Annotated in this window: 10 protein-coding genes; 5 read left to right on the top strand and 5 right to left on the bottom strand. The window is 42.3% G+C overall.

What is annotated here, in order from left to right; translation table 11 throughout:
- The first annotated feature begins 611 nt into the window (after window positions 1–611).
- Complete coding sequence (locus OH460_RS12840; RefSeq protein ID WP_052878547.1) at window positions 612–1337, top strand: oligogalacturonate-specific porin KdgM family protein; 726 nt, start codon at window positions 612–614, stop codon at window positions 1335–1337.
- A gap of 139 nt (window positions 1338–1476) precedes the next feature.
- On the opposite strand, the gene OH460_RS12845 is transcribed toward OH460_RS12840, so the two are convergent.
- The 3 genes from OH460_RS12845 to OH460_RS12855 form a co-directional block, all read right to left on the bottom strand.
- A complete protein-coding gene (locus OH460_RS12845) occupies window positions 1477–2193 on the bottom strand; it encodes a 3'-5' exonuclease (protein WP_269997615.1) in 717 nt (238 codons plus the stop codon).
- Window positions 2193–4055: a DUF294 nucleotidyltransferase-like domain-containing protein gene (locus OH460_RS12850; RefSeq protein ID WP_050621193.1), complete on the bottom strand. Its 1863-nt coding sequence runs from the start codon at window positions 4053–4055 to the stop codon at window positions 2193–2195. Before OH460_RS12850 ends, OH460_RS12845 begins: the two co-directional genes overlap by 1 nt.
- A 283-nt stretch (window positions 4056–4338) precedes the next feature.
- On the bottom strand, window positions 4339–5058 hold the full coding sequence (locus OH460_RS12855; protein WP_269997618.1) for a FadR/GntR family transcriptional regulator: 720 nt from the start codon (window positions 5056–5058) through the stop codon (window positions 4339–4341).
- A 342-nt stretch (window positions 5059–5400) separates the two neighbouring features.
- On the opposite strand from OH460_RS12855, the gene OH460_RS12860 reads away from it, so the two are divergent.
- The 3 genes from OH460_RS12860 (at window position 5401) to OH460_RS12870 (ending at window position 8633) form a co-directional block, all read left to right on the top strand.
- Window positions 5401–6177 (top strand): SDR family NAD(P)-dependent oxidoreductase, encoded by a 777-nt coding sequence (locus tag OH460_RS12860; RefSeq protein ID WP_105057246.1) that lies wholly within the window; start codon window positions 5401–5403, stop codon window positions 6175–6177.
- Between the two features lie 217 nt (window positions 6178–6394).
- Window positions 6395–7117, top strand: coding sequence for a FadR/GntR family transcriptional regulator (locus OH460_RS12865; protein ID WP_269997621.1), 723 nt, complete (start codon window positions 6395–6397; stop codon window positions 7115–7117).
- 148 nt (window positions 7118–7265) lie between these two features.
- Window positions 7266–8633 carry an MATE family efflux transporter gene (locus OH460_RS12870; RefSeq protein ID WP_269997623.1) on the top strand — a complete coding sequence of 456 codons (1368 nt, stop codon included), beginning with the start codon at window positions 7266–7268 and terminating at the stop codon, window positions 8631–8633.
- 276 nt (window positions 8634–8909) lie between these two features.
- On the opposite strand, the gene OH460_RS12875 is transcribed toward OH460_RS12870, so the two are convergent.
- Window positions 8910–9947, bottom strand: a complete 1038-nt coding sequence (locus tag OH460_RS12875) for a polysaccharide lyase family 7 protein (protein ID WP_269997625.1) — start codon at window positions 9945–9947, stop codon at window positions 8910–8912.
- A gap of 65 nt (window positions 9948–10012) precedes the next feature.
- Complete coding sequence (locus tag OH460_RS12880) at window positions 10013–10903, bottom strand: polysaccharide lyase family 7 protein (RefSeq protein ID WP_269997626.1); 891 nt, start codon at window positions 10901–10903, stop codon at window positions 10013–10015.
- Window positions 10904–11372: 469 nt separating this feature from the next.
- On the opposite strand from OH460_RS12880, the gene OH460_RS12885 reads away from it, so the two are divergent.
- On the top strand, window positions 11373–12233 hold the full coding sequence (locus OH460_RS12885) for an oligogalacturonate-specific porin KdgM family protein (protein ID WP_061032703.1): 861 nt from the start codon (window positions 11373–11375) through the stop codon (window positions 12231–12233).
- The last annotated feature ends 98 nt before the right edge of the window (window positions 12234–12331 follow it).

A 12331-nucleotide genomic window follows, 5' to 3' on the forward strand; every position in this document is an offset into this window, starting at 1 on the left:
ATTCGAACCCTGTTCATTCCTATCAAGTTCATACTTATATAGCAGGCTATGTCATTGCCTTGCCTACTACATTTCAAACCTTCTCTGATTGAGCTTTAAATCACCTCAAGTAAATGTCTCATGTTCTTAAAGCGATTGGATTTAATCCATTTAGCTTCAAGAACATTCTTACTTGTTCGGCTTCACACCGTCTGTTCATGCAATCAACACAGCAAAGTTATGTGTTGCTACAGAAAGTTAGTAAAATAATAATGTATTACAAATAAAAATGATATCTAAAGGTTCAATTTTTTGCTGTAGCGCACATTTATTGACGAACAAAACTCTTAAAAATCATTATCAACAGCCAAATAAATCACTAAAAATCATAAACTTAACGAAACAACTCAACTTTGTAACCCTTTGTAAATAGTGGTTTTGTCCTAACAACACGATCAAATTCACAGATCATCACGCTTCGGATCGCTATCATATTTGTATTATTTAAATGCAAAACAAATTTGAAATAACCAAGAAGTAATTTCAATAACAAAATGCATTGAAGACAAGAACTACTCTATTTGGCTTGTAATTATGGCCAATACTCAACCTATAAATATGGAATTAATACCATGAATAAAACTAAAATCGTGATTGCTGTGGCATCTGTACTCGCTGCTGGCTCTGTATCTGCTGCGTCTTTCGATATGAGACACGAATACAAGAGTCATACAGATCAACACGCTACTCGTGTAAAACTTGGCGATAGCATTGGCAACTTCCTTGTAGATATCGAAGCGAAATTCAAGGGAGAAGACGGTAAATTCATGGAAGATTTGAAGAACAATGGTTGGGAGCTTGGTCTAAATTACCGTCATGTACTAAACGATAACTGGACAATGACTTACGGTATGCCAATTGAAGGTCGTGAATCTGGCGTTACATACAAGCCTCAAGTTCGTGCAACATACAAAGTGGATAGCGTTGATGGCCTAAGCCTAAGTGCTCGTTACCGTTACGATATGAGACAGAACACTAGCACAACTGAGTACGAGATCGACGGTGATGGTGAAATTGTCGGTGTTGAGAAAAACATTGAAAACCAACGTCGTCACCGTCTAACGGCAAACGTTAACTACTCAATGGACAACTGGCGCTTTGGTTTTGAAGGTAACTACTACAAAGCGGATGGATATGACATCTACGACAACGACGATACCAACTACGAGTTAAATGCAAGCATTCGCCATATTATGGGTCAATGGGCACCATATGTAGAGTTTGGTGATGTGAGCACTTCATCAACTAAAGCGACTCGTGAACTACGTAGCCGTGTTGGTCTAACTTACAGCTTCTAATCGATAGCTATATGAATGATCTAAGATAATTACTGTCCTAATTTTCTAAGACCTAAACAAAAGCCAGCTTAATCGCTGGTTTTTTTTCCTTTCAAATCGGTTAAATCAAATTAGATCCGCATACTTGTAGCCCCTTTTCCTAGCGACTGATCCGATAGAGAAAGGCAACGGTCACATCATCGTTAGGGACAACTCGCTTCTGCTGAGCCAAAAACAATTCCGCTGTCGAAACGGCGTCGGCTAATGCATTGTGGCTGTTGTACTCAGGAAGCCCGTACCTTTCGCGAGTCCCTGCCAAGGTTAAATCGACTTCTTCATGATTGCTGATCGCTTTCTCCATGCTTTTCTCAATACACAAAGTATCAAGCCAAAGCAGAGGAATCGCTCTTAAACCGTAGCAGCGAAGAAGGTATTGGCTAATGAACTTCTCTTCGACCACACAAGCGTGTGCGACAATGATCTTGCCTTTTGCTGCTTCGAAAAACGTCAGCATCGCATCATGAATAGAGGCGCCCTCTTCCAACATTTGCGGCGTAATATGGTTGATAACAGCGGTTTCAGCGTTGATCTGCGAATCGTTATTCAGATAAATATGTTTGGCTGACGCTAAATCGATTCTTCCTTTAACCACATCGACCCACCCCATAGATAAGATAAGGTCTTGTTCGCTGTCTAAGCCTGTGGTTTCGAGATCTAAAATAATGTATTCGCTGTCTTTAGCCAAGTCCGTCATTTCAGGGCATGGCTGTTCTACGAGATCATGTAACGCTTCTGGCAACTTAACCGTTCCTAGATATTGCTTACGTTTACGTGTAATTCGCTCAAGCGGGTGAAAATAGTTTAACAAGGCTTTCATTAACGTGCTCCGAAACGAATTTTCGCCGCTTCTTGAAGGTCAGCAATGATCCTAAAGGCATCTTTCAAGTGTTTACGCTCAAAGCTACCAAAGCTATCTGGGTTGATGTTGTTGTCAGGCACATCCCCGTTCTTCAGCGCTTCAAGTTGATGACCAAAACGGAAAGAGAGAATGAACTGGTAAGCACCCAGAATGTTCTTGAATGCATCGTCGCTCAGCATGCCTTTTTCATTAGCAGCAGCGAAACGTTCGTCAGTCGCCGACAAATCGCACTCCACAGCAAGGCCATAAATACGGGCTAAGTCGATAATCAAGTTGATCGCGTACTTCTTCACGTTCAGCGTTTTCTTATTCTCACCTGACTTCTCTAACACTAAGCTATTGAAAATACCAAGTGGTGGATTGGTATTGACCGCGTCTTTCACTAACGTGCTTAAAAACTCACGGTTACCGCGAATATTGCTATGCAGCTCATCGCGAAGAATGCCCTCGAACTCACTGTTGCCATAGATAGTACGAATTTCTAGAAACACACTGATGTTAAGCAAGCGTTCGTACTCTGGGTTAGCCACCCACTTCTTGTAGTAGTGCTTCCAAACACTGAGTGGCTGACACCATTTTGGCGTCGCGGCCATGAATTTACCTGGACATAATGGGTAGTGGCAGCTTGCTAGCCCATTGGTCACCATCATCGCTAAGTGTTTGAAGTAAATACGGTCACTGTCGGTTGCATCGTCAGCTAGAACAATCGCGCTGTCTTGGTCGGATAGCATGTGCACTTCATTACGCGCGTGCGATCCGGCTACGATCCAAGAGAAATCACACGGTGGTGGGCCTAATTTATCAATCGCTATCTGAATCAATCGACGGGTGTAGGCATCCATAATCATGGTCATTACCTTACCGACTGTTTCCGGCGCCACTTTACCTTCCACCAGCGCTTCAAAAATAGCTTGTCGCTCTGAGGTGAACGAAGACATGGTTTTTACGCTGCCCGCGTATTTGATTTTCTCGATCAAGAATATCGCTTGCACACGGTGGTTTTGAACCAAATGAGACGTAGTGAGAAGACCAACGACCTTATTCTCTTTCACAACGGGCAAGTTACGGATATTGAATTGCATCATGATAGAAGCAGCATGCAGCACCAGATCATCCGGTTTTACCGTAAGTGGAGAGTGCGTCATTACCTCTGAGATCAGGCTATCAGTACTCACGCCGTGGGCAATCACTCGCTTAGTCATGTCTCGGTCGGTGATCAAACCAACAATGGTTTCACCTTCATAGATCACGGCACACGGTGAGCGTTGATGAAGCATTTCCACCGCAACCGACTGGATGGTTTGCTCAGACTTAACAATCGCCACCTGCCCGCTTGCCACTTCTTCGACTTTACGAATGAATAGGCCTTTCTCTTTATTTGACCAAACCACATCCAGTGCCGACTTCAAGCGAACCTGCGCCTGTGAAGCAAAGTGTTCTGCGCAACTTGGAAAGGCTTTGAAAAGCGTTTGAAGTGCCGAGTGTGGAATCACATAAAGCAAGGTGTTCTCGATTGCCACAGCTCTATAGCCTTTTTCGTCGTTGACTTCAGAATCTAAGAACGTGAAGCCGAACAAATCTTCACTGCCTAGACGAGCACGAAGCACACCATCCGATTTTCGTTGCTCCATAGAGCCCGTTCTAATGATATAGAGCGATTTTTCCTTCCCCGACTCACACAAATCAACCACATCTCCCTTGCCGAGATAAGTAATTTGAACGTTAGAGGCAAGTTCGCGAAGTGCTTCTTTAGGGATCTTATCGAATGGGTCGATTTGACCTATGAATTGAAGAATATTTGGCAGTAGAGACTGGGGCATAATCACACTCACAATAATTTAATTAGTATTATTATATAACTTAAAATACTGGTTACTAGTGCTTTTAACGAAACAGCAAATAATAGATTAAATATTGGACACCAGTCAGGTTTTCATCAAATTTGGATGCAAAAAAAGCACGTATGAAACGTGCTTTTTAGAGGTCACTGCTGAAGTTAGCTTTTGAACAACCGTAATTTTAACTTTGACTACCCTAGTTTTACGAGAATGACCTATCGTCAATCGTGCAAAATTATCAAAGCTAAAATAACAGTAAAAACAATTAGCTAGCGACAGGTAATCTGTGGTTTGTTTCCAATAAGTGACTTGCTGACGCGTGACGAGCTTTGTCACTATTACCCGCCATGATTGCTTCATAAATTTGGCGGTGTTCGTTAATACACGTACTTCCCTCTTCAGAAGAGTGAGAAATAAAGTTAACAAACATCGTCGTCAAGATATTACCAAACGGCAGGTAGAAGTCGTTGCCCGTTGCGTTGAAAATCAAGCTGTGGAACTTCATGTCGATATCTAACCAACTCTCTTGGTCGAATTCTTCTGCACTCGAGATTTCTACCATCTGTTGGAAAATACCCGATAGTTCAATACGTTGCTCAGCGCTCGCAAATTGAGCAGCTAGCGCACACGCTTCTGGTTCAATCGCACGGCGTAAACCCAAGAACTGGTGACAAAATTGGTCTGTGTCTGCTAGGCCATCCATCCACTCGATCAACTGAGGATCGAGGAAGTTCCAGAATGCGCGGTCAACCACACGAGTACCTATCTTAGGACGAGATTCTAGTAGACCTTTTGAAGTCAGAAGTTTCACCGCTTCTCTTAATGCTGTTCTACTGATACCAAATTGCTCACACAGAGCCATTTCACCAGGGATAATAGAACCTTGAGGCAAATTGCCCGACAAAATACCACGAGCGATTTCACGTGCAACTTGCACATGCAGGCTTCGCTTAGAGCCTGAAATCGAATTGAAAGAGCCAGCCATGTGTCTACTTACTTATTAGATATGTATTATTTAACCCGGACTATAGCACTGATTTATATCTGCACCAACTCAGTATAAGAATAACGTGAGGTCACTCCTGATATAGTCTAGAGCAATATTTCACTCACCTTATACCTATTCAACACATTAGACCTCTTCAACTCATTTATTCATACAAATAGTTCTTATTTACACTTTGTGAGTATGCGCAAACTCACAAAACCACTCTTACTCTCACTATTTATGTCGTTAATGATCGGTTTTGAGATGAACACCCTTGAATATGGCAAGTGTTATTGTATGATTTATTAACGCAAATAATCTACAATATAGGCGACTCTGATGTTTAACGATTTAAAAGGCAAACGCATTCTAATTACCGGCTCTACCGCTGGTATGGGCTTAGCTACCGCACGTATTTTTGCAAAGTATGGTGCAAAGATTGGCATCAATAGTCGTGCTTTCAGCCCAAAAGTGGATGACGTTCTAACAGAACTCACTGCACTGGGTGGCGATGTTGCGTTTTTCCCAGCAAATCTGATGGACACATCAGAGTGCGAAAGATTAGTTAAAGAGTTCACTGAGCATTTTGGTGGCATGGATGTCTTGATCAATAACGCAGGTGGCTTAGGCGGTCGTGCAAATCTAGAAAGTATCGATGACGAGTTTTATGAACGAGTTATGGATCTCAACGTTCGCTCTGCATTAATGACAACCAAGTTCTCTATCCCCCACTTACGTGCTTCTGCAGCTGAGTCGGGGCAAACATCGTGTGTAATCAGCACGGGTTCGATTGCTGCTCGTGAAGGTGGCGGTGTGGGTGCTGGCATCTATGCGGCTTCAAAAGCGTGGTTACACGACATTCACCGTAACTGGGTGAAAGAGTTTGCGAAAGACAATATCCGTTTCAACATTGTTTCTCCGGGCACTATCGATACTGCATTTCACGACGGTAAAAGCGACGAGCTAAAATCGAATATTGCTAGCAACATCCCAATGGGACGCTTCGGCAATATCGAAGAAGTTGCACCGACTTTTGCTTTCTTTGCATCCCATGCTTGCAGCGGTTACATCACAGGACAAATCTTGGATGTCAACGGCGGACAGATAGCGCCCTAGCTTAGGCAAATATCGCTTTAGGTTAACAAATAGCTCCTTAGCTTAAAGGCTGAAGCTCAGCTTTAAGGTAGCGCTTTAAGTTACACATTACATTAGGTCACAAGACCTTAATAGATGAGGCAAAACCTCACGCTATATTAGACGTATACACTGACATCAAAACGCCAGATTCGTCTGGCTTTTTTTGTTTTTAAAGTTTCAATTTCAGGTGGTTTAAATGTCAATATTTACATTGGTGGAAGATTCAAGCCGCCGAATTCATGTTCAAGTGGCGCGACAAATTGCTCGTAAGATCTTATCTGGCGAGTTACAAGAAAATCAAAAGTTACCTAGCGAAATGGAGCTGTGCGATATCTTTGGAGTAAGCAGAACTGCCCTTCGAGAATCAACCAAGCTACTTTCTGCAAAGGGGTTGATTGAGTCAAAACCGAAAGTGGGTACTCGTATCAAACCAAGAACGCAATGGCACTTCTTAGACCCGCAATTACTGTATTGGATTCAAGACTTAGAAGACACCAAGCCCTTCTTGTCTCAGTTCTTAGGCTTAAGAAAAGCGATTGACCCAGAAGCGTGTGCGCTAGCAGCAACCAACGCAACGGTAGAGCAACGCAAAGAGCTTTCGATTCTGTTCCAGAAGATGACTATTGCGGCAAACAGCTTTGATTATGAAGAGTGGACAACCAACGATCACCTGTTTCACCAAACGATTTTCTTATCGACAGGTAATCAGTTCTACATCCCATTCGCGAACATTCTGTCGACAATCTTCAAGCAGTTTATCGACCATTCAGCCGAAGGCGGTCGCTTCTGTTTAGAAGAGCATAAAGCGATATACGATGCGATTATGTCGGGTAACGCTGAGCAGGCTCGAATAGCCTCACAAGTGTTACTAGACGATGAAAACCAAAAGCTGTCTCGGGTTGAACTCGCCATCGCATAACCAAGATTTACCTAACTGACTCGTGTATCTCAATACACGAGTCAGTCACATTTTAGCGTCCAATTTTTTACCATCCATACCGTAGTGTTTCATCTTTAAACCTTGAAGTCGGGTCGTCTCAGAGAAAGCTTACGGTTATACACATAAGGTGTTGTTTGTGTCTTCGCAATCGTACGTAAGGAAAAACTTCTCTCTCGCCTGGCCCCTCGCCTTAAACGCATTACTGATGCAGTCGATGTTGATGATCGACACACTATTGGTTTCTCCGCTTGGTGAAATACCTCTTGCTGCAATGGGCATTGCCACGACCATCATCGCGTTTGTGTTGGGCATTCAAATGGCCTTGGCTAATGGTACGCAGCTGGTTCTCAGCCGCGCAGTCGGTTCTGGTGTCAGCTCTTCACTATCCAAAGCATTTTGGGCGGGTCTATTCATCAATGTTGGCGTCGCATCGATGTTTTGGCTTCTGCTTACCTTTTTTGAACAACCTCTAATCCAAGCATTAACCGACGATAAGACACTTCACCTTGAGATCAGTCATTATCTAGACATCTCAAAATATCTGGTGATCTTCACAGCCTTAACACAGGTGATCATTGCCTTGTTTAATGGACTGGGCAGAACTAAGGTTCCGTTTAAAGGTTACTTAATCGAACTGCCTGTCAATGCCGTGCTCTCTTATGTACTTATTCATGGCTTCTCAAACTTTGAAGGCATTGGCGTACAAGGCGCAGCGTTAGGTAGTGTTATCGCCATTACGATTCGTCTTGTGTATTTGATTCTATGTGTGCATTACGATTCATCTGTGTCTCTGAAACTGGATACTGAAAAGTCAGAGTTCATCACTAACATCCGTCGTCACTTCATTGAGATATTCCCGGTCGCAGCGAACGTGACTATGCTTTCGATTGGCGCGACGATCTATCAGCTGTTGTACTCACAACTCAATATTAATGCCTACGTAGCGATTACCTTGGTGATGCCGTGGATACGTGCCGGCACTCAATTCATTACGGCTTGGGCTCATTCTTCCGCGATTACGATCAGCCAGGCTATCGGTTCGAAGAAAATGGATGACCTAACCAAAAACGTTGATACCAGTATTGATGTGGCGGTTGGTATCTCTGTGGTTTGTGCGGTGATGTTTGCAGGTTTAAGTTTGGTGATTGGCGATATTTACCCAGATCTTGACGCCTCGACTTATCAAGCTCTGGCTGTTATTGCCCCACTCTACATCTTCTTGCCAATCGTTCGTGGTTACAACACCGTTCACGGGCACGTATTAAGAGCATTAGGCAAAACCACTGACGTATTCAAAATCAACTTTACGGGCCAATGGGTCGTTTCAATCCCACTGTGTGCGTTGATCATCTTTGGTTTAGACGGTTCTATCTTTTGGGCATTTGCCATCCAACCATTCGAAGAGATAGTCAAAGCGTTCCCATTCCGTCATTTGGCGCGCAAGTCTCTTAAAGAGTTTGATGCAAACAAGGCCAATGAATTGATGTATGACTAGTGATGGTATGTCGTTCATCTGCAACTGACTCTAAGGGTCAGAGTTATCTCTAAAGATATCAAAGATCTGTCTAAGCTTTCTGAATACAACCTTGTCCTTTGGCAAGGTTGTATTGTTTTGTCTGTACCTTTCATTGATAAACTTCAATACACCTCGCTGATTTAAAACTCCTATAAAACAAAAAGACCACTCAACATTCGTTTAAGTGGTCTTAAGAAAACACCTATCAAGGCTAGCTCCTGGTTAACCCTGCTAGCCTATTGGTGATGACATGTACTACTTGCCGTTCAGCTTAAGGGCTGAGAAAGTCACACTATTGTAATCGCCGTTCTTTTTATCGACAGCGAAATCGCCAGTACCCGCACAACCCGGGCCCCACACTGGGTGAGAGTCGCTTACACTGCATTGACCGTACGCACCCGCTTTATAGTAAAAGTCATCTTCCGCATAGCCTGTTGGCGAATCAAGTTCATCGATACCCTTGCTCAAGTCGATTTCATACTTAACGGTATCGTGGCGAGCCGTTTCAAATGTTAGATACATCATTGTACCCTTCACTTCCACTTTGTAGCTGAACTCTTCACCTAGAGCAATTCCCGCTTCACCAGGCTCTACTGGGTTTTCCCAAGTATTGCCCCAAACTGGGTAAGCAATATCAGCACGGTTAGGATCTTTCTTCTCTAAGTTGCGTTCATAGTTCCAAAAGACTGAACCCATCTCTTGATCAGGAAACTTCTTATAGAAGATCTTTAGTGGTTCGTTACCGTGGCCGTAACCTGTTTTTGCTTTGATCAAAGCATCGTGTTTCTTCGCATGAATCTGACCAACAACCACCGAGTGAGCTGGGTACCTTTCTGGGTGCTTAGCGTTAATCGCAACGTGATTCACTTTTAGCGTCGCTTCTAATGTTCCACCAACCGCACTGTATTCACTCGCTGCTGGGTGGCTCGATAATGCCCACTGGTTTCCTTTGTCCGCCGTATCGATTGAGAAATCAGCACCGCGTGGCATTTGGCGTAACTCAGAGCGTGCGTTTTTCGAGTTCTTCGTGGTAATCGCTTGGTTTTGTACTTCAAAGACGAGATTACCGTCTTTATCAAGATGGAAGAAATCGCTGTGTGAGTAGCTCATCATTGCCACCCCTTCGATTTCGTCAACACGTCCATCTTCATTAATATCTGAAGGGATCGTTATTTTCCAATTAAGCATATCAAACTTATCAGCGGGAACTGGATAAGACACACCGTTATTTGCAAACGACACAATAGGAACTGCTGATAGCAAAGCTATAGCAAGCATATTTTTTTTGAACATCCAAATTATCCTTAATAACAAACGAGTATTTGTAATCCCATTAATATTAACTAGGTGTAAGAAACCTAGTTGGTAATAACAGGTGAATCTTTAATTGAATAAACTAAATTATAGAAGTGGGCTTCGCTTTCACCATTCTTGAATTGGTTATAAACGCCCGCTTTATAATAGCTAACCATATCTTTCCAATAACTAATGTCATGATTAACAACTGTGCTGTCGTTATGGTTAATAATTAACCTTTGGTTGCCGACATAAATATCGAACTTATCTGTACCTTTTTCAGCTATTGGGCCCAGTGGCAATTTTATATAAGCCTTTTTGCATTCCGTTGTTCCTTTATTCCCACTCTTTGAGCTGCAATTAACGGCATTATTTTTAATGATTGCCCAATACCAATCTGTCTTACCACTTCGGTCTGCGTCATAAACCACACGAACTAAAGGATGGGGAATATACCCTTCACCATGAGAACCTGGCTTTCCGTCGTAGTACGTCCCTTTGTTATGCACTTGCAGGTACGTCATTCCATCACGTTTTTTTTCGCTGTTTTTTACCGAATCGCGAGGGTTAATGGGCATGAACTCAGCACTCAAATGATGGTACTTATTAGGCTCATCGACCTTAAAGTTGTCATTAACGCGAATCTCACTGCGATTCTTGTAACCCGCCATTTTAAAGACAAGAGCTTGAGTGGGTTCATCAACATAGAAGTGTTCAAACACAACACCATCAAAATTGCCTTTGCTCGCATAATCTTTATTGTTGCCAGGTTTACCATCAGGATCTGACATCTGAAGTTTTGACATATTCAAAATATCTTGAAACTGACTGTAGTTGGCTGGAGCTTTCATGTCAGAAGCATAGGCTCCCAAAGAAATTGAAGCAGTGACTGCCAAACATATTACGTTTTTCATTTTTTCCGCGACCATCCGTTGGACAAACATTCTAAGCATGACACTCCCAAAACCACGGCCCATTAAAAGATAAAAGTCATTTATCTGATAGCCGAGCGCTTCCTATTGTCACACCACACATAAAAGATTTGTATTATTTTATCACATGATTTTTGCTTTTCTCGTCAACATTGGAAAACTGAGAGGGGCGTCATTATTGAGATTAAACACAGCATTAAAAATGGGATATTCATAACGCTTTGCTATAGATAGCGACTTAAATGTTAAATTAACGACCCAAAAACCGCTAATTTTAACAAAAAAGACCATTTATTGTATGTAGCATTCCAAAAATGAGTGACTCACCCCTCAATTAACAAACTAGTCAATATTTGATTTATTCGCATTGCAGCCTAGCTCACACTTTTTCATAAACTTAACATATAAGATTATTGTATGAGTTAATAAACAACTCAAAAGATACACCCTACCTTTACTTTGTTGAAAATCTAAAAATATGAGAGTAATGATGAAAAAGATGAATATGGTTGCTATTGCAGTGGCAACAACTTTATTTGCAGGCATGGCATCAGCAACAACACTTGATTACCGTTATGAGTATCGTGCAGCGACTGACTATACAAAGACGAATGGAGACGAGGCTCATGTTGATGCTCGCCACCAGCACCGCGTGAAACTAGGCCACAGCTTTAAGCTATCTGATAAGTGGAAGCACTCAACAGGTCTTGAAGTTAAATTCCATACCGACGACTCATACTACGATGCTGATTCAGGTGAAGTTAAGTCAGCAAACAGTAGAAGCTTCTATGACGGCAATTGGTATATTTACGGTATGGAAGTAGAAAATACAGCAACTTACAAAGTCGATAACAACTGGTATCTACAAGTTGGTATGCCGATCGCTTGGGACTGGGATGAGCCGAACTACAACGGCGGTGACTGGAAGATGAAAAAAGTCACTTACAAACCTCAATTCCGTGTTGGTTATAAGGCGGATATGGGATTAACGACTGCCATTCGTTACCGTCACGAGTATGCTGATTTCCGCAACCACACTCAATTTGGTGACAAAGATTCAGAGACTGGTGAGCGTTTAGAGTCAGCACAGAAATCAAAAGTCACACTAACGGGTTCTTACAAAATTCAATCTCTACCTAAACTTGGCCTTTCTTACGAAGCTAACTATGTAAAATCGCTAGATAACGTACTTCTATATAATAGTGATGATTGGGAGTGGGACGCAGGTTTAAAAGTAAACTACAAGTTTGGTTCATGGAAACCTTTTGCAGAAATCTGGTCATCTGATATCAGCTCGTCTTCTAAAGATCGTGAAGCTAAATACCGCGTTGGTGTCGCTTACTCATTCTAAATAGTCAAATTAATTAAATTAGCCCTCTCCTCTCGTAAAAATTTGGGGCTATTTAAATTACTTTATTTTAAAGAATAGGATGTTCTAATAAATATTAG

It is taken from the genome of Vibrio sp. Makdt, from assembly GCF_027587015.1.
Taxonomy (GTDB): Bacteria; Pseudomonadota; Gammaproteobacteria; order Enterobacterales; family Vibrionaceae; genus Vibrio; species Vibrio chagasii_B.